Source organism: Planomonospora antibiotica (assembly GCF_014647955.1).
GTDB classification, from domain to species: Bacteria; Actinomycetota; Actinomycetes; order Streptosporangiales; family Streptosporangiaceae; genus Planomonospora; species Planomonospora parontospora.
This window is the reverse complement of the sequence record NZ_BMQE01000003.1, coordinates 165,550-191,335: the sequence shown is the minus strand read 5'-3', so window position 1 is coordinate 191,335 and position 25,786 is coordinate 165,550. Positions and strand designations below refer to the sequence as shown.

The 25,786-nt window shown below is 73.4% G+C and carries 19 protein-coding genes and 1 other RNA gene; 8 read left to right on the top strand and 12 right to left on the bottom strand.

From position 1 onward, the window contains the following. Positions 1–71 precede the first annotated feature (71 nt). Positions 72–1,361: a carboxylate--amine ligase gene (locus tag IEZ06_RS04110; RefSeq protein ID WP_189235285.1), complete on the bottom strand. Its 1,290-nt coding sequence runs from the start codon at positions 1,359–1,361 to the stop codon at positions 72–74. Positions 1,362–1,705: 344 nt separating this feature from the next. On the opposite strand from IEZ06_RS04110, the gene IEZ06_RS04105 reads away from it, so the two are divergent. Further along, on the top strand, positions 1,706–2,761 hold the full coding sequence (locus tag IEZ06_RS04105; RefSeq protein ID WP_189235284.1) for a glycoside hydrolase family 26 protein: 1,056 nt from the start codon (positions 1,706–1,708) through the stop codon (positions 2,759–2,761). Here IEZ06_RS04105 and IEZ06_RS04100 read toward each other — a convergent pair. From IEZ06_RS04100 to IEZ06_RS04070, 7 genes are all read right to left on the bottom strand, one after another. Further along, positions 2,680–4,074, bottom strand: coding sequence for a glycosyltransferase (locus tag IEZ06_RS04100; protein WP_203871798.1), 1,395 nt, complete (start codon positions 4,072–4,074; stop codon positions 2,680–2,682). The genes IEZ06_RS04105 and IEZ06_RS04100 overlap by 82 nt on opposite strands. Then, positions 4,071–4,850: a Wzz/FepE/Etk N-terminal domain-containing protein gene (locus IEZ06_RS04095; protein ID WP_189235283.1), complete on the bottom strand. Its 780-nt coding sequence runs from the start codon at positions 4,848–4,850 to the stop codon at positions 4,071–4,073. Before IEZ06_RS04095 ends, IEZ06_RS04100 begins: the two co-directional genes overlap by 4 nt. Further along, positions 4,847–6,085: a glycosyltransferase gene (locus IEZ06_RS04090; protein ID WP_189235282.1), complete on the bottom strand. Its 1,239-nt coding sequence runs from the start codon at positions 6,083–6,085 to the stop codon at positions 4,847–4,849. Before IEZ06_RS04090 ends, IEZ06_RS04095 begins: the two co-directional genes overlap by 4 nt. Further along, complete coding sequence (locus IEZ06_RS04085; protein ID WP_229797762.1) at positions 6,082–6,798, bottom strand: polysaccharide deacetylase family protein; 717 nt, start codon at positions 6,796–6,798, stop codon at positions 6,082–6,084. Before IEZ06_RS04085 ends, IEZ06_RS04090 begins: the two co-directional genes overlap by 4 nt. Next, positions 6,795–8,495: a lipid II flippase MurJ gene (locus tag IEZ06_RS04080; protein WP_189235281.1), complete on the bottom strand. Its 1,701-nt coding sequence runs from the start codon at positions 8,493–8,495 to the stop codon at positions 6,795–6,797. Before IEZ06_RS04080 ends, IEZ06_RS04085 begins: the two co-directional genes overlap by 4 nt. Then, entirely contained in the window at positions 8,492–10,045 is a 1,554-nt protein-coding gene (locus IEZ06_RS04075; RefSeq protein ID WP_189235280.1) for an O-antigen ligase family protein, read from the bottom strand. Before IEZ06_RS04075 ends, IEZ06_RS04080 begins: the two co-directional genes overlap by 4 nt. 82 nt (positions 10,046–10,127) lie before the next feature. Further along, positions 10,128–11,318 carry a sugar transferase gene (locus IEZ06_RS04070; RefSeq protein WP_189235279.1) on the bottom strand — a complete coding sequence of 397 codons (1,191 nt, stop codon included), beginning with the start codon at positions 11,316–11,318 and terminating at the stop codon, positions 10,128–10,130. Between the two features lie 640 nt (positions 11,319–11,958). Here IEZ06_RS04070 and IEZ06_RS04065 point away from each other — a divergent pair. Continuing rightward, on the top strand, positions 11,959–16,872 hold the full coding sequence (locus IEZ06_RS04065) for an NAD-glutamate dehydrogenase (RefSeq protein WP_189235278.1): 4,914 nt from the start codon (positions 11,959–11,961) through the stop codon (positions 16,870–16,872). A gap of 106 nt (positions 16,873–16,978) precedes the next feature. Here the strand turns inward: IEZ06_RS04065 and IEZ06_RS04060 are convergent, their stop codons facing one another. Continuing rightward, the gene (locus IEZ06_RS04060) at positions 16,979–18,028 is read right to left on the bottom strand and encodes a DUF8094 domain-containing protein (RefSeq protein ID WP_189235277.1); all 1,050 of its coding nucleotides are present in this window, start codon (positions 18,026–18,028) and stop codon (positions 16,979–16,981) included. 123 nt (positions 18,029–18,151) lie between these two features. Between IEZ06_RS04060 and prfB the strand changes: the two genes are divergently transcribed. Continuing rightward, positions 18,152–19,270, top strand: coding sequence for a peptide chain release factor 2 (gene prfB, locus IEZ06_RS04055; protein WP_189235276.1), 1,119 nt, complete (start codon positions 18,152–18,154; stop codon positions 19,268–19,270). A gap of 44 nt (positions 19,271–19,314) precedes the next feature. Here the strand turns inward: prfB and IEZ06_RS04050 are convergent, their stop codons facing one another. Further along, complete coding sequence (locus IEZ06_RS04050) at positions 19,315–19,506, bottom strand: hypothetical protein (RefSeq protein ID WP_068894616.1); 192 nt, start codon at positions 19,504–19,506, stop codon at positions 19,315–19,317. A gap of 234 nt (positions 19,507–19,740) precedes the next feature. Here IEZ06_RS04050 and ftsE point away from each other — a divergent pair, with 234 nt between their 5' ends. The 5 genes from ftsE (at position 19,741) to ssrA (ending at position 24,599) form a co-directional block, all read left to right on the top strand. Further along, the gene (gene ftsE / locus IEZ06_RS04045; RefSeq protein WP_043620538.1) at positions 19,741–20,430 is read left to right on the top strand and encodes a cell division ATP-binding protein FtsE; all 690 of its coding nucleotides are present in this window, start codon (positions 19,741–19,743) and stop codon (positions 20,428–20,430) included. A gap of 47 nt (positions 20,431–20,477) precedes the next feature. Then, a complete protein-coding gene (ftsX, locus tag IEZ06_RS04040; RefSeq protein ID WP_189235275.1) occupies positions 20,478–21,386 on the top strand; it encodes a permease-like cell division protein FtsX in 909 nt (302 codons plus the stop codon). Positions 21,387–21,408: 22 nt separating this feature from the next. Beyond that, entirely contained in the window at positions 21,409–21,876 is a 468-nt protein-coding gene (gene smpB, locus IEZ06_RS04035; RefSeq protein ID WP_068894618.1) for an SsrA-binding protein SmpB, read from the top strand. Positions 21,877–21,902: 26 nt separating this feature from the next. Beyond that, the gene (locus tag IEZ06_RS04030) at positions 21,903–23,762 is read left to right on the top strand and encodes a penicillin-binding transpeptidase domain-containing protein (RefSeq protein ID WP_229797761.1); all 1,860 of its coding nucleotides are present in this window, start codon (positions 21,903–21,905) and stop codon (positions 23,760–23,762) included. Between the two features lie 449 nt (positions 23,763–24,211). After that, positions 24,212–24,599, top strand: a transfer-messenger RNA (tmRNA) gene (ssrA, locus tag IEZ06_RS04025). A 144-nt stretch (positions 24,600–24,743) separates the two neighbouring features. Here ssrA and IEZ06_RS04020 read toward each other — a convergent pair. Next, a complete protein-coding gene (locus tag IEZ06_RS04020; RefSeq protein ID WP_189235274.1) occupies positions 24,744–25,166 on the bottom strand; it encodes a type II toxin-antitoxin system VapC family toxin in 423 nt (140 codons plus the stop codon). Continuing rightward, positions 25,163–25,483: a type II toxin-antitoxin system Phd/YefM family antitoxin gene (locus IEZ06_RS04015; RefSeq protein ID WP_203871800.1), complete on the bottom strand. Its 321-nt coding sequence runs from the start codon at positions 25,481–25,483 to the stop codon at positions 25,163–25,165. The genes IEZ06_RS04020 and IEZ06_RS04015 overlap by 4 nt, the downstream gene beginning before the upstream one ends. Between the last annotated feature and the right edge of the window lie 303 nt (positions 25,484–25,786).

Sequence of the window (25,786 nt, the reverse complement as noted above, 5' to 3'; positions counted from 1 at the left end):
GCTCATTTAAAATCCCCCGTAAAGGAATCGACCCGCGGCTGATCCCTCGTTATCCGAATGCTTCGAAAATTCTAACGCGGTGCCGCGGGAAGGCTCCGGCGGCGGCGGGCGAGGCGGTTAAAGCCTCGTTTCATTGTCTGTCTCGCCATGGTCAGGAAAGGGAGGGGGTCGTCGCCGGCGAACCAGGCGAACTCGTCGGCCTCGCGCAGCGACCGGAGCCAGCCGGCACAGGTCAGCCGGTGCGCGCGCCGGTCGTGGAGGGCGGGGAACGCGTCGTAGTTCTCGACCAGGTACGTACGGCCGTGCACGGGACGGCCCGGGGGCGGCGGTGCGCCGGTGAGGTCGAGGTGGAGCACGCGGACGAGGTCGAGGCCCCGCTCGTCGGTGAACAGCCGGAACTGCGCGCCCAGCCGGGGGTTGAAGTCCAGCAGGTGGTAGGCGTCCGCGGCGGCGTCGTACCGGAAGTCCAGGTCCAGGACGCCCCGGTAGCCCAGCCCGGAGGCGAGCGAGCGCGCCGCGGCCTCGACGCGGGGGTTGGGCAGCCACCGGCCGAGCGTGGTCAGGCCGGCGCGGGGCGGGTAGGCCCGCTCCTTGCGGCCGGCGCCGCCGAACAGGCAGGAGGAATCGTCGCCGAAGTAGCCGTGGAAGAACCAGTCGGAGCCCGCGGTGCCGGGCACGAACCGCTGGAAGAGCAGGTCGCCGCCGGGTCCGCCGGTCCGCGCCGCCAGCCGTGCGGCCTCCTGCGCGGTGCGGACCTGCGTCGTGCTGCGCAGTCCGGAGCCGGGGGGCAGCAGCCAGGGTCTGGCCCACTTGGCCATCAGCGGCAGGCCCAGCCTGCGGACGGCGGCCGCCGCGTCGCCTGCGGTCGCGATCACGTGCGTCTCCGGGTGGGAGACGCCCAGCCCGGCGCAGAGCGCGGACAGGGAGGCCTTGTCCGCCAGGCGGCGGGGCAGGCCGGGGACCTGCCCGGGCAGCAGGAAGAGGGGGGTCAGGGCGGCGGCGTGCTCGGCGGCGAAGACGGCTCCCGCGTCGTCCATCGGGATGAGGACCGCGCGGCGCCCGATGACCGAGGCGATCGCCTCCAGCGCGGAGGTCAGCGCCTGCGGGGTCCTCGGACCGTCCGGCCAGACGTGCGTCCGGACGAGGTGGCGCGAGCGGGAGGCCGGGGCGTGCCGCCCTTCGAGGACGGCGTGCACCTCCACCCCGGCGCGGCCCAGGGAGCGGACGGCCGCCAGTGTGCCGTGGTGGAGGACGTTGTCGTCCAGCCGGAGCACCAGGGCCGGGACGGCCGGGTCCAATCGGACCGCGCAGGGCCGGTCGACGTGCGGCAGGCCGCTCTCCACCGGCTCGATCGTGCTCATGAATACGCCCGCCACATGAATTGATTAATCTGGACCCGTCGTCGTCCGCCGCTCACTATATAAGCTTTCCGCGGATAACGGTGAACCGCGGGAGGCGTTTCCTGGATATGTGCAACTAATATCGGAACCCCTCCGGTAACCGGCTTCGAACATGGCTTTCACGGAAAAATCCGGACGTTGTGCGCATTCATTCGGCGGCCGTGCGGATCCCCGCCGGGCGGCGGGGGCCGAGCCCGGCGGGCGGCGGCCACCGGGAGGCGGTGTCGGGGCGGCGGGATGTCGGGGCGGCGGGATGTCGGGGCGGCGGGATGTCGGGGCGGCGGGATGTCGGGGGCGGCCGGGCGATGAGGACGGGGCGCGGGAGACGGGCGAAGGCGCTCGGCTGGGGGATGCTCGCCGTGCTCGCGGTCTCGGGACCGCCGTGGGAGACGCCCTCGACCGACGGTGCCGGCGGTGCCGGCGGCGGGCGGGCCGTACGGCCCGCGGCGGCGGTCCCGTTCGGGGTGTTCCTCGCCTCCGACGCGCGCGGCACCGAGCGGCTGCCCCGGTTCGAGGCCTGGCTCGGCGGCCCCCGGGCGACCGTCGGCCGGACGTACCTGCCGGGGGAGAACTGGACCGCCCTGCGGGGGCCGGACTTCATCCTGGACCCCTGGACCCGCTGGCGCGCCGCCGCGCCGGGGCGCGTGCTGGCGGTCAACGTCCCCATGGTCGCGCCCAACGAGGGGCGGCTGCCCGACACCGAGGTCGCCGGGCTGCTGCGCGCGGGCGCGAAGGGGGCCTTCGACCCCGTCTTCCGGCGGCTGGCGGCCCGGCTGGTGGCGGCACGGGCCGCCGACACGATCGTCGTGCTGGGCTGGGAGATGAACGGGACGACCTACTCCAGCCGCTGCGCGCCCGACCCCGCGGCCTGGAAGGCCTACTGGCGGCGGATCGTCGCGGTGATGCGGGCGGTGAAGGGCCAGGGCTTCCGGTTCGACTTCGCGCCGAGCCGGGGCCGGGACGCCATCCCGTGGACGGAGTGCTACCCCGGCGACGACGTGGTCGACATCATCGGCATGGACAGCTACGACCAGGCCCCCGGCGGGACCTTCGACGACTACCTCGACCAGCCGTACGGCATGCGCCACCACGCGCGGTTCGCGGCGGCGCGCGGCAAACCGATCTCGTTCCCGGAGTGGGGGCTGTTCCGCCGGGGCGACCGCCCCGAGTACGTGCGGGGGATGCTGGAGTGGATCCGCACCCACGACGTGGCCTACCACTCGATCTCCGACTACTGCCCGCACGGGGTCTGGCAGTGCCGGGACAACCCCCGCTCGGCTCAGGTGTTCCGCGAGTCGATGGGCTCGCCCGGCCGGCCGGGCGGCGGGACCGGGTCCCCGGCGGCTCCCGCGCCGCCCTGACGTCCGCCGCCGTCGTCCCCGCCGCGCTCGTCCCCGGCGGCTCCCGCGCCGCGCCGGCGCCCACCGCCGTCGTCCCCGCAGCCCCCGTCGTCCCCGCAGCCCCCGTCGCCCTCGTCCCACCGGGAGGCCGGGACGCTCCCGATCGGCGCCCCGGCGGCGGTTCCGGCCGAGTCCACCCGCACGTCCCGGATGACGCGCCAGGTCAGCGCCGCCAGCCGGTCCAGCACCGGCCGGACGCCGAAGTCCGCGGCCCGGGAGACCGCGGCCTCCCCCTCCTGGTGGGCGAGCACCGGATGGCGGAGCCGGAGGGCGACCGCCTCGGCCAGGGCCCCGGCGTCCTCCGGCGGGACGAGGGCGCCGACCCGGGGGGTGACCACCTCGGACAGGCCGGGGACGTCGGCGGCGACCAGCGGGCGGCCGCTCGCGAGCGCCTCCAGCGCGGTCAGCGGCAGACCCTCCCAGCGGGAGGGGAGGACGACCACGTCGGCCGCCGCGTACCAGGGGCGGACGTCGGCGACGGCGCCGGCGAACATCACGCCGGGCCCGGCCGCCGCACCCAGGGCGGACCGGAGGTCGCCGTCCCCGACGACCGCCAGCCGGGCGTCCGGGCAGACCCGGATGACCCGCTCCCACACGCCGACCAGCAGGTCCTGGCCCTTCTGCCGGGTGACCCGGCCGACGCAGACCGCCAGCGGCACGTGCTCGGGCAGGCCGAGCAGCCGCCGGGCCGCCGCCCTGCCGTCGGGACCGGCCGGACGGAACCGGTCGAGGTCGACCCCGTTGCGGACCACGGTGAGGTTCCCCCGCAGCCCCCGCTCCCGGGCGAGCGCGGCCTCGCCCTCGCCCACGCACACCAGCAGGCCCGCCCAGCGGGCGGCGGTCCGCTCCCACGCCAGGGCCGCCCGCGCCGCGGCGCCCCGGGCGGCCAGCCACGACCAGCCGTGCGGCTGGAACAGCGTGGGGATCCGGCCGCGGAGCACGGCCCGGCCCGCCAGCCCGGCCTTGGCGGAGTGCAGGTGGACGGCGTGCGGGGCGAACCCGTCGATCAGCCGGCGGAGCCGCCGCGCCTCGCCGGGGACGCCGATCCCCGGCGACCTGGACGCCTCCCAGCGCAGCCACTGGACGCCGAGTGCGGCCAGCTCGTCCGGCAGGCGCCCGGAGCCCGGGCAGGCGACGGCCACGTTCCAGCCCCGCCGCGCCTGGTCGGCGGCGAGGGCGGCGACGTAGCCCGCCACGCCGCCGTCCACGGGCCGGCTGACGTGGAGCACGGAGGGGGCCAGCGCCGCGGGCCAGCCCCGTCGGGAGGCGGTCATGCCCGGACCTCCCCCAGGGCCGCCCGGCGTTCGGCCGGTCGCACCCGCACCGTCACCTTCCGGGTGACGGGCCGGGCCGGGGCCGTACGGGTCCGGCCGCAGGCGGCCGAGGACCGGACCGGGACCGTGAGGCAGACGAGGGCGCCGACCAGGACGCCGCCGGTCGCGCCGAGCGCGGCGCCGACCGCGGGCGGCGGAGACGAGGGGGAGGCCGGCGGGAGGGCCTTGGTGAAGCGGACGAGGCGGACACGGGTGTTGACCGCCTGGTAGTTCGCATACGTGATCAGGGCGGTCGCCACGGCGTTGGCCCGGTCCGCGGCCTGCCGAGGACCGGGCGCGGAGGCGCTCAGCCCGACCAGGGGGGCGTCCGGCGAGGCCGACGCCTGCACCGCGCGCCGCAGCCGCTCGACGGAGGACTCCGGGGAGGCGGCACCGCCCGGAGCGGAGGACTCCGGTGGGCCGCCGGGATCCGGGGAGGTCCCCGGCGGAAGGAGGCCGGGGTCCGGAACGGAGGACGGCGGGGAGACGGCGCCGTCCAGGGCGAGGGTGAGGATCTCCGGCTGGGTGGCGACGCGGGCGTAGGTCTGCGCGAAGTTCACCGCCTGGGCGGTGTCGCTCCGGTCGGCGGGGACCGCGACCACGTACGCGTCGGCGGTGTAGACGGGCTCCTTCAGCAGGGAGAAGGCCAGCCCGGCCAGCGTTCCCACGAGCACGGCCGCCCCCAGCGGCCACCAGCGTCGCAGCAGGCCGGTCCGGGCCGGCGCCGGATCTCTCATCGGTACTCCTTTTCGGCGTCGTACATCGTGGCGGGAAGCACCCCGGCCGGCACGGCGGAGGGGACGTCCTCCAGGACGCGCTCGTACAGCGCCTCGGCCCGCGCGGCGTGCCGCCGGGCGTCGTAGTGGGAGACGTCCTCGAGGAGGCGCTCGTACAGCGCCTCGGTCCGTGCGGCGTGCCGCCGGATGTCGTAGTGGGAGACGGCACGCGGCGGCGGCAGCCGTACCGGTCCTGCGGCGGCCAGCGTGCGCAGCCTGGCGCGGAGGCGGCGGGGGTCGGGGGGCACGCGCCGCGCCCCGGGGGCGGCGTCCGGCGGCAGCTCCTCCAGCGCGGGGCAGACGGAGTAGAGGACGGGCAGCCCCGCCGCCAGGCCCTCGACGGCGGCCAGCCCGAACGTCTCCTCCACCGACGGGGCGGCGAGCACGTCCATGGCCGACAGCAGCGCGGGCACCTCCGTCGACTCGCCGGTGAACACCACCCGCTCCCCGATCCCCAGCGCGCGGGCGCGCTCGGTGAGCGCCCCGCGGGCGGACCCCTCGCCGACCAGCAGCAGGACGCTCCCGTCCAGGCCCGCCAGGGCCTCCAGCAGGACGTCGAAGCGCTTGCCGGGCTCCAGCCGCCCCACGCCGCCCACGACGTGCGCGTCCGGCGGGATGCCCAGGCGGGCCCGTGCCTCGTGCCTGAGGTAGGGGTCGTAGTGGAAGGCCTGGCTGTCGATCCCGTTGGGGATCACCTCGATCCGGGAGCGCGGCACCCCCCACCGGGCGAGCCGGTCGGCCACGGTCCCGGAGACGGCGACGGTCACGTCGCCGAGCGCCTCGGTGATCCGGTACAGCGCGCGCACCCCCCGGGTCACGCGGCGCCCCTCGACCCGGTCCTCGCCCAGGGAGTGCTCGGTCGAGACGATCGCGGGCACGTCCGCCAGGCGCGCCGCCAGCCGTCCGTACACGCAGGCCCGGTACAGGTGGGTGTGCACCACGTCGTAGCGCCCGGCGCGCATCAGCCGGGCCAGCCGCCGTACGGCGCGCAGGTCGCGGTTGCCCCGCATGCCCAGGCAGTGCACGGGCACGCCGGTGGCGGCGATGGCCTCGGCGACGGCCCCGGGGTTGGTCAGCGTGACGACCTCGCACTCGGCGTCCAGGTGCGGCAGCAGGGTCCGCAGCTGCTGCTCGGCCCCTCCGGTGGCCAGGCCGGTGATGACGTGCAGGACTCTCGTCCGCTGCCCTCCCCTCATCGGTTCCACCCCCAGCGCAGGCCGTGGCGGAGGTGCTTGGCGCGCAGCCGCAGCGGCCCGTCGCGGTCGCCGACGTAGGTCCGCGCGAGCGCGTGCCGCCCGCTGAACTCGGAGGGCCGGACGGCGCAGGCGTAGGAGTAGCCGGCCGAGCGGACCGCGTCCACCTCCCGGGCGCCCGCGTGGCCGTACGGGTAGGCGAACCCGGAGATCTCGCGGTCGAGCACGTCCTCCAGGACCGCCCGGCTCTCCTTGAGCTCCATCTCCAGTTCGGCGTCGGAGGCGCCGGTCAGGGACACGTGGTGGACGGAGTGCGAGGCGACCTCCATGCCCGCGCCGGCCACCCGGCGCAGGTCCGCCGCGGTCATCAGCGCCTTGCGCGGGCAGTCCCGGTCCCACACGTTGTGCCCGCCGAGCAGTCCGGCGACCGCGAACACGGTCGCGGTGAAGCCGTGCCGCAGCAGGACGGGGACCGCCTCGGCCGCGAAGTCGGCGTACCCGTCGTCGAAGGTCAGCCCGACCATCCGGCCGGCCTGGCCGGACGCCTCGGCGACCAGCAGCTCCCGCACCGAGACCCCGCGCAGGCCGCGCCGCCGGAGCCAGTCCATCTGGCCGGCGAACCGCCGCGGGGAGACGGTGACGAGCAGCGGGTCGCTGCCGTACCTGTCCACCGAGTGGTACATCAGGACGTACGGCATGGCCGCTCTGCCGGTCACGTCCGCCTCGTTCCTGGCATGGAGCCGATCATTCGCGTGATCTCCTTGGATCCGGTGAGTACTGCTACGACGGTGAACACGAGCGCGACCGCGGTCGCGCCGAGGGCCAGGGCGGCGGGGGCCGGCAGGCCGCCGAGGAGGGGGCGCAGGAGCAGCCCGGCGGCGCCCGCCGCCGCGGCGGCGAGGACGGGCCGGCCGAGGGCCGCCGCGACGGCCCGCACCGGCAGGGCCGGCTCCGCGTTGCGCAGGCCCAGCAGGAGCGCCGCCGCGGTGAGCGTGATGCCCGCCGCGTTGGCCGCGGCGATCCCCGCGGTCCCCCGGGCGGGCGCGGCGGCGACGGCCAGGACGGCCAGGGCGGCCGTGGCGGCCAGGCCCGCGGCCATGGCGGCCGCGGGATACCAGGGCGGGCGCCCGGAGCAGAAGAACACCCGGGAGACGGCCCCGACGACCGTCTGGCCGAGCAGCCCCAGCGAGTAGACGCGCATGATCTGCGCGGTCGCCTCCGTGTCCGCCGCGGTGAACTCGCCCTGCTCCAGCAGGAGCGCGACGATCTCCGGGGAGAACGCGACGAGGAAGGCGGAGGCGGCCAGCACGATCGTGCCGGACAGTCCGAGGTCGCCGGTGATCCGGCGGCGGGCCGCGGGCAGGTCCCCGGCGGTGATGGAGCGCACGAGCGCGGGGAACGAGACCGTGACGACGATGAGCGAGAGCACCATCGGCACCTGGGCGATCTTCTGCGCGTAGTTCAGGTGCGAGATGGAGCCGGCCGGGAGCGAGGAGGCGAGGAACCGCTCCACGTAGACCTGGCCCTGGCGCAGGAGGGTGAAGGCGGCGATCGGCGCGAACGCGCCCAGGGAGACCAGCGCCGCGGCCGACGGCCCGCGGGGCGGCCCGACGTGCCGCAGGAAGGCGGGCGTCTGCACGGCCACCATGAGCAGGCCGCCGAGCGCCACCCCGAGCGCCGCGCCGGTCACCCCCAGCCGGTCGTGGAAGGCGGCGATGCACGCGATGATGCCCGCGTTGTAGGCGACGTAGATCGCTGCCGGCGGGCCGAACACCCGGTGCGCGCGCAGGGCCGCGCTCAGGTACCCCGCCAGCCCGAACAGCAGCACCGCGACCGAGGTGATCCGCGTGCACCGTACGGCCAGGTGCGGGTCGGCGAAGCCGGGGGCCAGCGCCTCGACGAGCAGCGGCGCCCCGAGGAAGGTGGCGGCGGTCACCGCGACGAGGGCGGTGAGGACGTGCGGCAGCGTGGCGGAGACCACCCGCCGGATGTCCTCGCTCCGCTCCACGGCCCGGCTGAAGAGCGGGACCAGCAGGAACGCCATCGCGCCCTCGATGAGCAGCGGCGCCGCCGTCTCCGGCACGGTCCAGGCCAGCAGGAAGGCGTCCGTGCGGTGGGTCGCGCCGAAGAGGCGGGCGAGGAGGAGGTCGCGGGTGAACCCGAGGAGGGAGCCGAGCGCGACGAGCACCGCCGTGACGGAGGCGGCGCGCAGGAGCGGGGAGCCGCCTGGCCTCCGGCCGGGTGCGCGGCGCGCCGGAGGCCCGGCGGGCCGGGCCTCCCCCGCGGGCTCCGCGGTGCGGGTGCTCTCCGTGGTGCGGGTGCTCTCCGTGGTGCGGGCGTTCTCCGCGGTGCGGGTGCTCTCCACCGTCCCGGCCGTCCGGGGCGGCCGGTTCGGCTGGGCCGTCCGGGTCATCGGCACCGTCCAGGGCCCGCCGGGAAGGCCGCCGCGGGCGCTCCCGCGGCGGCCCAACGCAGGGCGAGGCCCAGCATCACGGACATGACCAGCGTCGGCGCGCCGCCGATGTCGGAGTAGGCGAAGTCGACGAGCTGCCAGGTCAGGAAGCCCGCCGCGACCAGCCCCAGGGCGCGGTCCGGGGGGAACGGCCCGGAGCGCGGGTACGGCGGGCGGGCCGCACTGCGGACAGCGCAGGCGGCGCAGGCAGCGTGGACGCAGTGGACGTCGTGAGCGCCGTGGACGCAGTGGACGTCATGGACGCCACGGGTCCGGCGGACGCGCCGGACCGACCAGACCGCCAGGGATCCCAGCAGCAGGCAGAAGGCCGCGATCCCGGCCAGTCCCTGCTCGCTCAGCACGAGGAGGTACATGTTGTGCGGGGACAGCAGCGGCTGCCGCCGGAAACCGCTCACCGGGTCGGCGGTGTCGCTGCCCGACGACAGGCCGAGGGGCGCGTGGGCGTCGCGGAAGGCCGGGAACCCTCGCGGTCCCGCCCCCGTGAGGGGATGGTCCCGCCAGATCCCCGCGGCGGTCCGCCACAGGTCGTAGCGGTCGCTCACCGACCGGTCCGGCTGCGTGACCGACGAGCCGATCGAGGTCAGCCGCCGCCCGACCGTCTCCGCTCCGGCCGAACCCGCCGGGCCCCCCGGTCCCACCGCCGACCCGGCGACGAGCAGGGCGGCGGCCGCGGCGAGCAGCCCGGCGCCCGCCGCGGTCCGGCGGCCGGACAGCGCCGCCATGACCGCCGCGGCGCACGCCGTCGCCAGCCACGCGCCCCGGCTCAGTGACAGGGCCAGCGGGGGCAGCAGCAGCGCGGCGCCCAGGAGGGCCGTCGCCCGGGGCCGCCCGCGCAGGGCCAGGCCGAGGCCGAGCAGGACGACCAGCCCGTGGCTGACGACCGTCGCCATGCCCATCACGTCCTGGGCGCCGAAGGTGCCGACCGCCCGGACGTTCTCGCCCGCGTACGAGGCGCCGGTGCCGGTGAGGGCCTGCAGGCAGCCGACCGCTCCCTGGACCAGGGCGGCGCAGACGACCGCCCCGCCGGTCAGCCGGAGGGCCGCCCGGTCCCGCAGGGCCACCGCGACGGCCAGCGGGACCAGCACGAACACCTGCAGGTACCGGACCAGGCCGGGAAGGCTCGCCAGGACGTCGTGCGACGCGGCGGTGGCCGCGCAGGCGGCGGCCACCGGCGGGACGAGCACCAGGACGCGCACCGGCAGCCGCCGTCCTCCGGTCAGGAGGCTCGCCGCGGCCGCCGCGACCAGCACGACCGACGCGAGGTCGGCCGGCGTCACGTGGAAGGCGGAGGCCAGGTCGTCGCGCCGGTCGGGCACGCACACGCAGAGCACGACCGCCGCGGCGAGGACGGCGGGGCCGCGCCGCACCGCGATCCCGGCGGCGCGCCGTACCGCGCCCGCCGCGCCGTCCGCGCTCACCGCGCCGTCCGCGCTCACCGCACCGTCCGCGCCCGCCGCACCGTCCGCGCCCGCCGCACCGTCCGCGCTCACCGCACCGACCACCGGTGGGCCCGCGGCGGTGTGCGGACCGGGGGCGCCGTGCGGACCGGGGGCGCGGTGCGGGCCCGCCTCCCTAGCCTCCACTGGGCCGGAGCACGGATCCGACGGTGCGGATGATGATCTTGATGTCGGACCGGAGGGTCCAGCCGTCGATGTAGTGGTTGTCAAGGCGGGCACGGTCCTCGATGGAGGTGTCCCCCCGCAGGCCGTGGACCTGCGCCCACCCGGTGATCCCGGCGGGGACGCGGTGGCGGCTCTCGTAGTGCGGCAGGGAGCGGGAGAACTGGTCGACGAAGAAGGGGCGCTCGGGCCGGGGGCCGACGATGCTCATGTCGCCCCGCAGCACGTTCCAGAGCTGGGGCAGCTCGTCCAGCGAGGTCCTGCGCAGCAGCCGGCCGACCCGGCCGACGCGCTCGTCGCCGGCGATGCTCCAGCGCGTCTCGGACTCGCGGGGGCCGGAGGGGTGGAGCGTGCGCAGCTTGAGCATCTCGAAGCGGCGGCCGCCCAGCCCGACCCGGCTCTGCCGGAACAGCACGCCGGGCCCGCCCTCGCAGCGCACCGCCAGGGCGCACAGGGCGAGCAGCGGAGCGGTGACCACCAGGCCGGTGAGGGCGAGGGCGACGTCCAGGAGCCGCTTCAGCGGCCAGGACGGCCGCGTCTGGGGGACGGGGCGCATCCGCAGCAGGGGGAAGCCCCGGACGTGGTCGTGCGGGGGCAGGAAGTCGGTGAGCAGGCCTCCCGGCTCCGGCGCGAGGAAGACCTCGCAGCCGAAGTCCCTGGCGATGCGGGCCAGCACGGGGGTGTCCGCCCCGGGGGCGGGGTCCGAGGCGACGATCACCGCGCGGACGCGGTGCTCCCGCAGTGCCGCGGCGAACCGCTCGGGCCGGTCGGACGCCTGCCCCGACGCCCGGGCAGGCGCCTGCCCCCACAGCCGGCCCGGCGCCTGCTCCGCCGCGCGTCCCGCTCCCGGCCCGTCGTCGACGAAGCCGATGGGCGCCAGCCCGTGCTCCGGATGGTCGAGCAGGACCGAGGCGAGCCGCCGGGCGTGCCGCCCGGTGCCGAGCACGATCGTGGGCCGCGCGCCGCGGCGCGACCGCCGGCCCCGCCGGGTGGGGAGCCGGTACCGCATGGTGTCCGGGGCGCCGGTACCGCTCTCCGGGCCGGTGGGAGGCCGTACGGCCGGTCCGGACGGGGAGGCCGCCCCGCCCCCGCCGGTCCCGGCCGCCCCGCCGGACAGGTGGTCATCCCTGGTGGTCGCGGACATCGGTGCCTCCGTATTCGAATTGTCTTTCCGCGACCGGCCTGAATTCAGTCAAGCTTCCCCCAACTCGGCGGTTCCATTTTGACACCGCGAATATCGCGCCGATCTCGCGGAAGGCCTGCCGGTGATTTCCGGAATGCCTCGACCGCAATGGATGCAGGTCTTCTCCGAATGCGAGAACCTCGGCCCCTGCGAGCTTCTCGATGCTACTGACGGAAGCGGCGCCGATCTCGCATCTGACCACGCGTTTGCCGGTCGGCTGCGGCAAGTTTCCAATGGGCTGGTTTTCGCGCCGACATATCGGATGGCGGGGACGGTATATCGGGCGGACCGGGGAGCGGAGAACGCGCGGGGACGGCCGGCGCTCTGATTCCGCCCGCCCCGCCGGGGAGCCGGCGGCGGGGCGGCGAAGCGGTGGCGGCCGGGTGACGGTGACCGGTCGTCACGTTGACGTTTCGCAACTTTTCGGGTGGTATCAGGAACGGTGCCGCGCACCGGTCGACGATGACCGGCGCGGATGGTCACCGCCGTGCCCGTGGACCGAGCATCATTTCCCCTTGTACGGGCACCTGTACGGCGCCGCGGATCTGGTGTAGATCCGGTCAAAAATGAGCAATACCCCTCACAAAGGAGTGAGAGCGACATGCCGCTCGAAGAGGCCAAAGACGAGCTGCTGAGGAGTGCCGCCGCGAGCTGTGCGCACACACCCGGCGGCGACTGCGGGAGCGCCGAGGAGGCGCTCGCCTTCCTGCGGCTCTACTACCGGCACGTCGCGCCGGAGGACCTGCTGGACCGCGACCCGGTCAACGTGTACGGCCCCGCGACGGCCCACCGCCAGCTCGCCGAGCGGCGCCCCCAGGGCCGGGCCCTGGTGCGGGCCTACACGCCGAACCTGGAGGAGCACGGCTGGGACCCCGGCCGCTCGGTCGTCGAGGTGGTCACCGACGACATGTCCTTCCTGGTCGACTCGGTGACGATGGAGCTGAACCGCCACGACATCGGCACCCACCTGATCATCCACCCGCAGATGCGGGTGCGCAGGGACATGACGGGCAGGCTCCTCGGCTCCGGCGAGGAGGACGTCACCGGGCAGATGCTCGTCGAGTCCTGGATGCACTTCGAGATCGACCGGCAGACCGACCCCGCCGTGCTCCGGCGGCTCGAGACCGACCTGCAGCGGGTCCTGTCGGACGTGCGCTACGCCGTCGAGGACTTCCCGAAGATGCGGGCGCTGGCCGTGCGGACCGCCGAGGACGTCTCGGTGAACCCGCCGCCGCTCGACCCCGCCGGGGTCGAGGACAGCCTGGAGCTGATGCGCTGGCTCGCGGACGGGCACTTCACCTTCCTCGGCTACCGCGAGTACCGCCTGGAGCGCGGCGAGCAGGGCGACGAGCTGCACGCGGTGCCCGGGACCGGGCTGGGCATCCTCCGGCACGACAAGGCGGGCTCGGGCAGCTTCGCCGCGCTCCCGCCCGAGCTGAGGGCCAAGGCCCGCGAGAAGCAGCACATGCTGATCGTCACCAAGGCCAACAGCCGCGCCACCGTGCACCGTCCGGCCTACCTGGACTACGTCGGCGTCAAGCTCTTCGACGCGGCGGGGGAGGTCGTCGGCGAGCGCCGGTTCCTCGGCCTGTTCACCCACGCGGCCTACAACGAGTCGGTCGCCCGCATCCCGGTGCTCCGCCGCAAGCTGGCCGAGATCCTCGACCTGGCCGGGTTCTCCGCCGAGAGCCACGACGGCAAGGACCTCATCGAGATCCTGGAGACCTACCCCCGCGACGAGCTCTTCCAGACGTCGGTGCAGCAGCTCCTGCCGATCGCGCTCGGCGTGCTCCGGCTCCGCGAGCGCAAGCAGGTCAAGGTCTTCCTGCGCCCGGACGACTACGGCCGCTACGTCTCCTGCCTGATCTACCTGCCGCGCGACCGCTACACCACCAAGATCCGCATCAGGATGCAGGAGATCCTCCTCAAGGCGCTCGGCGGCGCCTCCCTCGACTACAGCGCGATGATCGGCGAGTCGGCCCTCGCCCGGCTGCACGTCGTCGTCCGCGGGGAGCGGGGCCGGGCGCTGGGGGCCGACTCCGTCGACGTGGGGGAGCTGGAGGCCGTGCTGGCCGCCGCCACCCGCTCCTGGGAGGACGACCTGGCCGCGGCCATCACCGACCTGAGCTCGGAGGCCGAGGCGCCCCGCCTCGTCCGCCGCTACGCCTCGGCCTTCCCCGAGGGCTACAAGGCGGACTTCCCGCCCCGGATGGCGGTGGCGGACCTGCGCCGGCTGGAGGCCCTGGCGGCGTCGTCGGGGACCTCGACGGCCTCGGGCGCGCCGGAGCCGTCCGACGCGATCGGGATGAACCTCTACGAGCCGTACGACGCGCCCGAGGGCGAGCGCCGGTTCAAGCTCTACCGGATCGGCCGGCCGATCTCCCTGTCGCAGGTGCTCCCGCTGCTCCAGCGGATGGGCGTCGAGGTGGTCGACGAGCGGCCCTACGAGATCGACCTCGACAACGACCCGGCGACGAAGGACGCCTGGATCTACGACTTCGGCCTGCGCTACACCCCCTCGCCGGAGGTGGACCGGGACGTCTTCAAGCGGCTCTTCCAGGACGCGTTCGACGCGCTGTGGCGGGGCCGGGTGGAGAGCGACGGCTTCAACGCGCTCGTCCTGACCGCGGGCCTCACCTGGGAGCAGGCCGAGATCCTGCGGGTCTACGCCAAGTACCTGCGCCAGGCCGGGACCGCCTTCAGCCAGGACTACATCGAGCGCGTGCTGCAGGGCAACGTACGGCTCGCCCGCCTGCTGGTCGGCCTGTTCGAGGCCCGGCTCGACCCGGCCCGCCCGGAGGAGGCCCGCCAGGACCTGGCCGCCGCGCTGCACGAGGAGATCCTCGGCGCGCTGGACGACGTCGCCTCCCTGGACGAGGACCGGATCCTCCGGGCCTACCTGGAGATGATCCAGGCCACGCTGCGGACCAACTACTTCCAGCGGGTGGACGGGGAGCGCAAGCCGTACATCGCGGTGAAGCTCGACTCGCCCTCGATCGGCGTGCTGCCGCTGCCCCGGCCGAAGATCGAGGTCTTCGTCTACTCGCCCCGGGTCGAGGGCGTGCACCTGCGCTTCGGGAAGGTCGCCCGCGGCGGCCTGCGCTGGTCGGACCGGATGGAGGACTTCCGCACCGAGGTCCTGGGCCTGGTCAAGGCGCAGATGGTGAAGAACACCGTGATCGTGCCCACCGGCTCCAAGGGCGGCTTCGTGGTCAAGAACCCGCCGAAGTCCGGCCGGCGGGAGGACCTGCAGGCCGAGGGCGTCGCCTGCTACCGGATGTTCATCTCCGGCCTGCTCGACCTCACCGACAACCTCGTCGACGGCCAGGTGGCCCCGCCCGCCGACACGGTCCGGCACGACGGCGACGACACCTACCTGGTGGTGGCCGCCGACAAGGGCACCGCGACCTTCTCCGACATCGCCAACGGGGTCGCCAAGGAGTACGGCTTCTGGCTGGGCGACGCCTTCGCCTCCGGCGGCTCGGTCGGCTACGACCACAAGGGCATGGGCATCACCGCCCGCGGCGCCTGGGAGTCGGTGAAGTACCACTTCCGCACCCTCGGCGTGGACGTGCAGGCCGCCGACTTCACCGTCGTCGGCATCGGCGACATGTCGGGCGACGTGTTCGGCAACGGCATGCTGCTCTCCCAGCACATCCGGCTGGTCGCCGCCTTCGACCACCGGCACGTCTTCATCGACCCGCACCCCGACGCCGCCCGCGGCTTCGCCGAGCGCTCCCGGCTGTTCGCGCTGCCGCGCAGCTCGTGGGAGGACTACTCGCCCGAGCTGATCTCCGCGGGCGGCGGCGTCTGGCCGCGCACGGCCAAGTCGATCCCGATCTCGCCGCAGGCGCGCGCCGCGCTCGGCATCCCCGACGGGATCGCCGCCATGGCGCCCAACGACCTGATCGGCGCGATCCTCAAGGCCCCGGTGGACCTGCTGTGGAACGGCGGCATCGGGACCTACGTCAAGGCGTCGTCGGAGTCGCACGCCGACGTCGGCGACAAGGCCAACGACGGCCTGCGGATCGACGCCGCCGAGCTGCGCTGCAAGGTGGTCGGCGAGGGCGGCAACCTGGGCCTGACCCAGCTCGCCCGGATCGAGTACGCCCTGGGCGGCGGGCTGGTCAACACCGACTTCATCGACAACTCCGCGGGCGTGGACACCTCCGACCACGAGGTGAACATCAAGATCCTGCTGGACCGGGTGGTCCGCGACGGCGAGCTCACCGACAAGCAGCGCAACCAGCTCTTCCTCGACATGACCGACGAGGTCGCCGAACTGGTCCTGCGCGACAACTACGACCAGAACGTGGTGCTGGCCGCGGCCCGCGCGCAGGCGCCGGAGATGCTGCACATCCACGCGCGCTACCTGCGCCGGCTGGAGCGGGACGGGCTGGTCAGCCGGGAGCTGGAGTTCCTGCCGTCGGACAAGGCGCTCGCCGAGCGGCGCCAGGCCGGGCTCGGCCTGACCGCGCCGGAGTTCTCCGTGCTGCTGGCCTACACCAAGCTGGTGGTGGACGCCCAGATCCTCGGCTCCGACCTGCCCGACGACCCCTACCTGGCGTCCTGGCTGGTCTCCTACTTCCCGTCGGCGCTGCGGACGCGGTTCCGCCCCTTCATGGACGACCACCCGCTCCGCAGGGAGATCATCACCACCTGCGTGGTGAACGACCTGGTCAACTCCAGCGGCACCACTTTCATGTTCCGGGTGGGCGAGGAGAGCGGCGCGTCCGCCCCGGACATCGCCCGCGCCTACCTCGTCACCCGGGAGGTCTTCGACCTGCCGAGCCTCTGGCGGGCGGTCGAGGAGCTGGAGAACAAGGTGGACGTCTCCACCCAGCTCGCGATGGAGCTGGAGGCGCGCAAGCTGTGCGAGCGCGGCACCCGCTGGCTGCTCGGCAACCGCCGCCCGCCGCTGGACCTGGCCTCCACGGTGGGCTACTTCACCAAGGGCATGAACGGCCTGCTCCCGCACCTGCCCAAGCTGCTGACCGGCTCCGACCTGGCGGCGTTCGAGGACCGCAGGGACTCCTTCATCGCCCGCGGGGTCCCCGACGACCTGGCCGAGCGGGTCGCCGCGATGGTCCCGGCCTACTCCACCTTCGACCTGGTGGAGATCGCCACGAGCACCGGCCGCCCGGTGGACGAGGCCGCCGAGGTCTACTTCGACCTCGCCGACCGGCTCCGCCTGGCCGGGCTCCGGGAGCGCGTCATCGCGCTGCCCAGGGACGACCGGTGGAACTCCATGGCGCGCGCCGCGCTCCGCGACGACCTCTACGCCGCGCACGCCGCGCTCACCCGGGGCGTGCTGATGGGCAGCGAGTCCGGGCTGTCGCCCGAGGAGAGGCTCGCCCGCTGGAGCGAGGTGAACTCGGCCGCGGTCGCCCGGGCCCGGCAGACGCTCTCGGAGATCTGGGAGAGCGACGACTTCGACCTGGCGACGCTCTCGGTGGCGCTGCGCGCGGTCCGGACGCTGGTCGCCTCCACCGGCCTGCCGCACGCGGAGGCCTGAGCCCCCGCCCGGTCCCCGGGGAGCGGACACCCCGGGGACCGGGCGGGCCGGGCCCGCGCGTGCCGGTCCCCCGGGCCGCCGCGTCCCCGAGGGACCGGCGGGGACGTCAGGACACGAAGACCTTGGTGATGCCGCCGAGGTAGCCGACCACCCTGGCCGGCTCGCCGCTCTCCTTCGCCGGGACCACGCTCACGTACTGCTGCGTCTCCACGGTGCGCAGCTCCTTGCGGGCGTAGGGCTCGGTGGTCAGCCCCCGCGCCTGCCGGGGGACCGCGATGTACGGCGCGCAGGGATCGACCTTGATCGTCCTGGTCGTCGTCCTGACCAGGGAGTACATCACCAGGGCCCCGCCGTCCCCGGTGCGCAGCGCGTGGACCGGGTAGCCGGCCGCGGCGAAGATCGAGTCGTAGCCGAGGCAGCCGTCCCGCTTCTCCTCCGTGCGCGCGGCGGCGATCTCGGCCGCGTGGGCGGTGGTGTGCGGGCCCTCGGCGATCAGCCCGGCGGAGAACCCCGCCGCCCCCTCCTCGGCCGTGGTCGCGTGGAGCGGCGCCATCAGCCGGGGGCTGATCGCCACGGTCATGTCGTCCTCGGCCAGGGCGGTGGCGTACCCCTCGGCGTCCAGGGCGACCTCGGGGAGCGCGTCGTCCAGCAGCGACAGGGAGCTGACCTGCCAGTCGTCCGCGCCCTGCCGTACCACCGTCAGCACGGCGGGGCGGGCGCGCCCGGCGGCGTCCCGGCGGTCCACCACGGCGGCGAACCAGACGGGCCCCCGCGCCAGGCGGGGGACCAGCAGCCGCGGCTCGCCCCAGGTGTAGCGGGGCGGGTCCCCGCCCTCGGCCTCCGCGCTGTCGTAGGCGGCCTGGGCGAGCGCCAGGTGCCCGTCGCGCGCCTGCTTGAGCAGGTGGTGCCGGTCGGCCAGCAGACGCGGCGCGGCCGAACCGAGGACCTCGTCGGCGGAGAGGATGTCCCGCAGCGCCCGGCCCGCCTCCTCCAGCGTGACCTGCGGGCGCACGGAGGGCGTCGGCGCGGGGGCGGTGCCGCCGGCCGAGGCGCTCGGGGAGGGGGCGGCGTCGCCGGACCCGGAGCAGGCCGCCGCGGACGCCACGGCCAGGGCCAGGGCCAGTGCGAGCACCCCTCGTCGCCCGTGTCCCCGCACGCCAACCTCCCGATGGTCCCCGTCGCGGCGCCCATGCTATGGCCTGTCCGGTCGTGAGGGCTCGTGCCGTGCACAACCGTGCCGTACACAACGGGGTGCGGTGGTCGCGTACCCTTTACAGACGTGGCAGTCATCGATCCGGCAGAAGAGATCAACGAGCTTACCGGCACGCTGAGAAGCATCCAGGACGTGCTGGACCTCGACGCGATGCGCAAGCAGATCGAGGAGCTGGAGGAGCAGGCCGCCGCGCCCGACCTGTGGAACGACCAGGAGCGGGCCCAGAAGGTCACCAGCAAGCTGTCCTACATGCAGGGCGAGGTCAACAGGATCGAGTCCCTGGGGCGGCGCCTGGAGGACCTGGTGGTGCTCTACGAGCTCGCCGCGGCCGAGGACGACGCCGACACCCTGGAGGAGGCCGGCCGCGAGCTGGAGTCCCTCAGGGGCGACATCGGCGCCCTGGAGGTCCGCACCCTGCTCTCGGGCGAGTACGACGCGCGCGAGGCGGTCGTCACCATCCAGTCCCAGGCCGGCGGCGTGGACGCCGCCGACTGGGCGCAGATGCTCCAGCGGATGTACCTCCGCTGGGCCGAGCGCAAGGGCTACCCGACGGAGGTCTACGAGACCTCCTACGCCGAGGAGGCCGGGATCAAGTCGACGACCTTCACGGTCAAGGCGCCCTACGCCTACGGCACGCTCCGCGGCGAGCACGGCACCCACCGGCTGGTCCGGATCAGCCCGTTCGACAACCAGGGCCGCAGGCAGACCTCCTTCGCGGGCGTGGACGTGGTCCCCGTCGTCGAGACGACCGACCACATCGACATCAACGAGGACGACCTGCGGGTCGACGTCTACCGCTCCTCGGGCCCCGGCGGGCAGGGCGTCAACACCACCGACTCCGCGGTGCGCCTGACCCACCTGCCCACCGGCATCGTGGTCTCCTGCCAGAACGAGCGCTCCCAGCTGCAGAACAAGGCGACCGCCATGGCCGTCCTGCAGTCCAAGCTGCTGGAGCGCAAGCGGCAGGAGGAGGCGGCGGCGCTCAACGAGATCCGGGGCGAGTCCACCACCTCGTGGGGCACCCAGATCCGCAACTACGTGCTGCACCCGTACCAGATCGTGAAGGACCTGCGGACGGGCACCGAGGCGGGCAACCCGGGCTCGGTGCTCGACGGGGACATCGACGGGTTCATCGAGTCGGAGATCCGCTGGCTGCGCCGCCAGGAGGCGGGCACCGACGCCTAGACCGGGTCCGGGCGGTCCCGGCGGGCCGGGAGGCCCCCGGGCGCTCAGCCCTTCGCCAGGTGCTCCAGCACCAGGGTCAGGAAGAAGAGCACGATCAGCGCCAGCGAGACCATCGCCGGGGTCATCCCGCCCAGGCCCGCCTGGTGCATCCGGTCGCGGTTGGCCCGGCACAGAGGGCAGCGGCCCTCGGCGACGGGATGGGCGCACCGCGCGCAGACCAGGTCGTCACAGCTCATGGGGTCCTCCCCTTCGGAGTCGGAACCACTTTATGCGGTCGTTACCGGGCGCCGAATCGTTTTGTTTCCGTTATGGACCTTCCATGCCGGTCTTCCCCCTAGACTGGGCTCCGGCCAACCGGAACGTCGACCCAGGTAAAGATCGGCGCCCCCCGGCCGGCGAGAGGCGGAAAGTGGACCTCTGCCACTACCGCGACCGTCCTAACCCCTAGACTGGCATGCCGTGATGCGCCCGTGATCCATTTTGATAATGTCACCAAGGTCTACGCGAACCAGAACCGCCCCGCGTTGGACCACGTCAGCGTCGACGTCGACAAGGGTGAGTTCGTGTTCCTCGTCGGCCCCTCGGGGTCCGGGAAGTCGACTTTCCTCCGACTGATCCTGAAGGAGGAGCGCCCCAACTCCGGGGCGATCCACGTCGCCGGGAAGGACCTCGCCCGGCTGTCGAACTTCAAGGTCCCGCACCTGCGCCGCCGGATCGGCTGCGTCTTCCAGGACTTCCGGCTCCTGCCGAACAAGAACGTGTACGAGAACGTCGCGTTCGCGCTGGAGGTCATCGGCAAGCCGCGGCGGTTCATCCGCAAGGTCGTGCCCGAGGTCGTCGAGCTCGTCGGCCTGGAGGGCAAGGCCCACCGGATGCCCGACGAGCTGTCCGGCGGCGAGCAGCAGCGGGTCGCGATGGCCCGCGCGTTCGTCAACCGGCCGATGATCCTCCTGGCCGACGAGCCGACCGGGAACATCGACCCGGCGACGAGCATCGGCATCATGAAGGTCCTCGACCGGATCAACCGGACGGGCACCACGGTCGTCATGGCCACGCACGACGCGGCCATCGTCGACTCCATGCGCAAACGCGTGGTGGAACTGGAGGACGGCAAGATCGTCCGTGACCAGTCGCGTGGCGTGTACGGCCAGGCGTACTGAGTCCCAGGACGTCCCGGAACCCGGAAAGCGACAGCGACAGGAAGAGCATGCGGGCAAACTTCATCTTCTCCGAGGTCTGGATCGGCCTCCGCCGCAACCTCACGATGACCATCGCGGTCATCGTGACCGTGGCGATCGGCATGGCGCTGCTGGGCGTCGGTCTGATGATCAACTCCCAGATCTCCGGCATGAAGGACTCCTGGTTCGACAAGGTCGAGGTCTCGGTCTTCCTGTGCAAGAAGAACGACCCCTTCCCCCAGTGCAAGGGCAGCGGCGGCGTCGACGCGCAGGAGCAGGCGGCGCTGAAGGCGACGATCGAGGCCATGCCGCAGGTCGAGCGCGTCGAGTTCGAGGACGCCGCCAAGGCCTACGAGAACTTCAAGGCGCAGAACGCCAGCAACAACGTGCTGATCTCGGCGATCCAGGTCGAGGACATGCCCGAGTCCTTCCGGGTCAAGCTCAAGAACCCCGAGGAGTACGGCGCGGTGATCGAGGGGCTGCAGGGCGCCCCCGGGGTCTCCAACGTGATCAACCAGAAGGAGATCCTGGAGAAGTTCTTCGGCCTGCTGGAGAAGCTCCGCTGGGCGGCGCTGACGATCGCGATCACCCTGGTCTTCGCGGCCGCCCTGCTGATCGGCAACACCGTCCGGCTGTCGGCCTACAACCGCCGCCGTGAGACGGGCATCATGCGGCTGGTCGGCGCCTCGAACCTCTACATCCAGCTCCCGTTCGTCATGGAGGGCGTCATCGCCGGCCTGATCGGCGGCGTGATCGCGGCGGTCCTGCTGATCGTCAGCAAGGTGTTCCTCTTCGACAGCGTGCAGCTCTACCTCGGCGGGACCGCCCAGCTCTCCTGGGAGACCGTCGCCTCGGCGATCAGCCTCACGATGATCATCGGCGTGCTCATCTGTGTCTTCGCCTCCTTCGTCACGCTCCGCCGTTACCTCCGTGTGTAAGGCATCCCGGTAGGCTCCAGGCATGCCACGTGAGACCGGGCGGAAGGTCATCGCCCAGAACAAGCGTGCCCGGCACGACTACCACATCGAGGACACCTACGAGGCCGGCCTCGTGCTGCAGGGCACCGAAGTGAAGTCGCTGCGACTGGGCCGCGCCTCCCTCGTCGACGGATACGCCACCGTCAAGGACGGCGAGGCGTGGCTGATCAACATCCACATCCCGGAGTACACCATGGGGACGTGGACCAACCACGCGGCGCGGCGCACCCGCAAGCTGCTGCTGCACCGCAAGGAGATCGACAAGCTGGTCGCCAAGACGAAGGAGGGCGGCCTGACCCTGGTCCCGCTCTCCCTCTACTTCAAGGACGGCCGGGCCAAGGTCGAGCTGGGTCTCGCGCGCGGCAAGAAGGACTGGGACAAGCGGCAGACGCTGGCCGAGAAGCAGGCCAAGCGGGAGATGGCCCGCGCGGTCAGGCACCGGAACCGGTGACCGTGACGGGGAGGGCTCGCAGGGCCGTGACGGCGGCGCTCACGCTGGCGGTGACGGCCCCCATGCTGTCCGGGTGCTTCGAGGAGCCGTCGGCCCACGACGCGGTCCGCGACTTCCTGGTCGGCTGGCAGACCGGCGACTACGCGATGGCCGCCCGCCGTACCGACGGCGACGAGAAGAAGGTGCGCCAGGCGCTGGAGGACGTCCGGATCCAGCTCGACGCGGCCTCCTTCCGCTTCGGGCTCAAGGGGGTCCGCCGGACCGGGGACGAGGCCGAGGCGGCCTTCGAGGCCGAGGTGGACCTGGGGGAGAACAACCCCCTGTGGGAGTACGACGGCAGGCTCCCGCTCCGCCTGGTGGACGGCCGGTGGAAGGTGCGCTGGTCGCCGGCCGTGCTCCACCCCGAGCTGCGCGAGGGCCAGCGTTTCGCGGTGGACACCGATCCGGAGGACCGCCAGCCGATCGTGGACCGCAACAACGACCCGCTGCAGCAGCCCGCCAACCTGCACGTGGCCAGCGTCACCCCGGCCAGGCTGCAGGACGCGGCCGGGCTCTGCGAGCGGCTGGCCGAGGTGACCGGCTTCCCCCAGGACCGGTTGCTCAGCCGGATCCGCTCGGCCCCGCCCAGCGAGGAGCTGCCGCTGGTCACCTTCGGCCGGCTCCGCTTCGCCCAGCTCCGCTCGGAGCTGGAGGCCATCGAGGGCCTGAAGTTCTCCGTGCGCGAGGCGTCCGTCGCGCCGGACGCGCCCACGCAGATCGTCGGCACCGTCACCGCGGTCACGCCGGAGACCGAGCAGCAGCTCGGCGGCCCGCAGCGCGCCGGGGACACCGTCGGCAGGAGCGGGCTGCAGAAGGCCTACCAGGAGCACCTGACCGGCTCGACGGAGACCAGCGTCATCACCGTGGACCTCAAGACGCTGGAGCCCGTCGCCGAGCTCGCCAAGTGGCGGCCCGGCCGTACGGCCTCGCCGGTGCGCACCACGCTCGACCGGAAGACCCAGACCGCCGCCGACACCGCGCTGGCCGCGACCGGCCCGGGCATGCTGGTCGCGGTCCAGGGTTCGACCGGCGAGGTGCTGGCCGTGGGGAGCACCAAGGAGTACCACCAGGAGAAGCACGCCTTCGCCGGGGAGTTCCCCGCGGGGACCGCGTTCTCCGTCATGGCCGTGGAGGGGCTGCTCAAGTCCCGGGTCGACCTGGAGCAGAAACTCGACTGCCCCGCCGAGCGGACCGTGGGCGGGATCCGCTTCCGGCAGGCTGGCGCGCCCGCCGGCGGCACCCCGACGATCCAGGCCAGCTTCGCCGGCGGGTGCGTCACGGCCCTGGCCTCGCTCGCCCGCAGGGTGGACGGCACCGCGCTGACGGCCGCCGCCGCGAAGTTCGGCATCGGCGTGCCGTGGACGCTCCCGCTGAAGTCCTTCAGCGGGAAGGTGCAGCCGCTGAAGAGCGACGCGGCCACGGCCAGGGCCCTGGCCGGGCAGAACGTCTCGGTCAGCCCGCTGTCCATGGCGCTGGTCGCGGGGGCGATGGCCTCCGGCACCTGGCATCCGCCGGTCCTGGTCAAGGAGCCGGCGACGCAGGACCCGTCCGACGAGACCGAGGCGCCCCGGCCGGTCCCCCCGATCGACCTCGACGAGGAGACGGCCGCCACCCTCCGCTCCCTCATGCGCGCCGGCGTGACCTCGGGGTCCGCCCGCGCGGCCGCGGCGCCGGGTGACCCGGTCCACGGCGTCACCGCCGCCGCGTCCGCCGACGGCAAGCAGCTGTCGTGGTTCGTCGGCTGGCAGGGGGACGTGGCCGTGGCGGCGCTCGTGCAGAGCTCGGACTCCACGGCCGGGGCGGTCGCCGCCGGCCGGTTCTTCCGGAACCTGCGCGCCGGGATGTGAGCCCCGACCGGGATGCGGGTCCCGACCGGGATGCGGGCCGAGGGAGAACCGGGAAGAAGATTCGTCACCGCGAGCAACCATCCGGGGCTCCGCGTGCGTCCTCCCCAGTGACTGAGCACCGCTCGGGGGGTTGCGGACTCAGTCGCCGTGATGAGATCAGGGCTTCGTCTCGGGGGAGGCCCTGCCGTCATGACCGGCTCGACCCTGCCGGTCGGCCCCGGGGGCGCGTGCGACACGCCGCGCCTCCGGGGCCTCGCCGTTCCCCCGTCCTGGAGGGACGCGGTGGGAATGCGGCGGGTGCGGGAGGCGTTGTACCCGACGGCTTCCGAAGACGTCCCGGACGAAGGTCCGTCCGGCCGGAGGGAATCCGGTTGGCGCGGACGGTGTTGTAACCGGTATCTTCGGATGGTCCGCCCCTCCTCGTGGGGAGCGGGTTGACAACTCAACAGGGGGGTGACTGGTTTCGACTTTGGCTTTGCAAGTCAGGAGAAGCGGGTCGAGGACTGCGGACATAACCTCGTTAATCCTGTGACCGCGACGAATAAGTGCCAATAAGACGCACTCCGAAGTCAAGAGCCAGGGCAACCTGGCCCTCGCCGCCTAAGCAGCGAGTGGCTTCTGTCGGCCCGGGAGCGCCTCCGGCCCGGAGCCGGCATCGCTAGGAGGCTCAACCGCGAGACCCGGCCACGGGGTCGAGCGGGAAATCTAACAGTGGCTGAGCCCGTCGGCGTCTTGCCTGCGTGATCGCCGGGGCTGAGAAAAGCACAGCAGGCTGCACCCGGAGAAGCCCTGTCTTGGAGTTGAAGGACGCGGGTTCGATTCCCGCCACCTCCACCCCCGCTCCGCATTCGAAACGTGCGGAGCAGATCGCCGAAGGGCGGTCGGCCGGCGACCTCGCCGACCGGCCGCCCTTCGGCTTTCCCGGACGCGGTACGGCTGCGCACCGCCGTCTCTCCGCAGGCCGGGCGATGTGGCATCCCGTCACGCGGGTTCACTTCTCGGGCGGGTCACGGGAACCACGGTGAGGAGATGGTCGAGGCCTTTGAAATCTCCAGGATTGCAGGTGTAGAGCGGCAACCGGTTCGCGATGGCGACGCAGGCGATCATCAGGTCCGCGGTCCGAGGGCGAGGTTTGCGGCCCGAGGCGACGACGGAGATCCAGAGCTGGCCGTACTCGCGGGCGGCGGTGTCGTCGAACGGCAGAGGATCGAACTCGGCTTCGGCACCCTGCAGGATCTTCATCCGCTGGGCGAGTTCCTGTGGTCCGTCGGCCACCAGCACCCCGACGGAGAGCTCCGCCGTCGTTATCGCACTGATCATCATCTCGTCGGGCAGTTCGTCGGGGTCGATGTCCGCCCGCAGGATGAGGATGTTGGTGTCGAGCAGTCCCAGCGGATGGGTCACCGCTGCTCCTCGGAGAACTCGCTCCTGCCGTAGGCGCGATCGTAGGGGTCGTAGAGGTCGTCGTTGACGTGACGGTCCATGTCCGCGCGGAACTTCCGGTCGTCGAGGCGCGGCATGCCCCGTGACATGGCGGCGAACTCGGCGCGGGAGACGGCGCGTCGCCGTCGGCGGATGGGAACCAGGTCGCCGATGTGATGACCGTTCCGGGTCACGGCGAACCGCTCGCCGCGTTCAAGGGCGTCCATGATCTCCGCTGAACGATTACGCAGGTCGCGCTGCGATATCTCAGATGCGCTGCTGGGTTCCGGCATGCTCATGCACCGACTCTACGCCTTATGTGCTACATGGTGCTATCAGGTGGCACTCTTTTTCGGGAGTGGGGGTGGGGCGGAGGAACACTCCATGCGCCGTCGCCGCGTCCGCGTGACCGTGCGCTTCTCGGACCGGAACGCTGAGAGGCGTGGTGGCGCGGCCGGTGGCCTCGTAGAGGGCGGCGGAACGAAACCGGACGCCCGACGGAAGCCGGAGGTGCGGGGGCGGTGATCGGCCGGGGGTGCGCCGGCTCTAGGGTGCGAGGCGGAGGGCCGGGACGCGCCGTTCCCGCCGGATCCGGAAGGGGC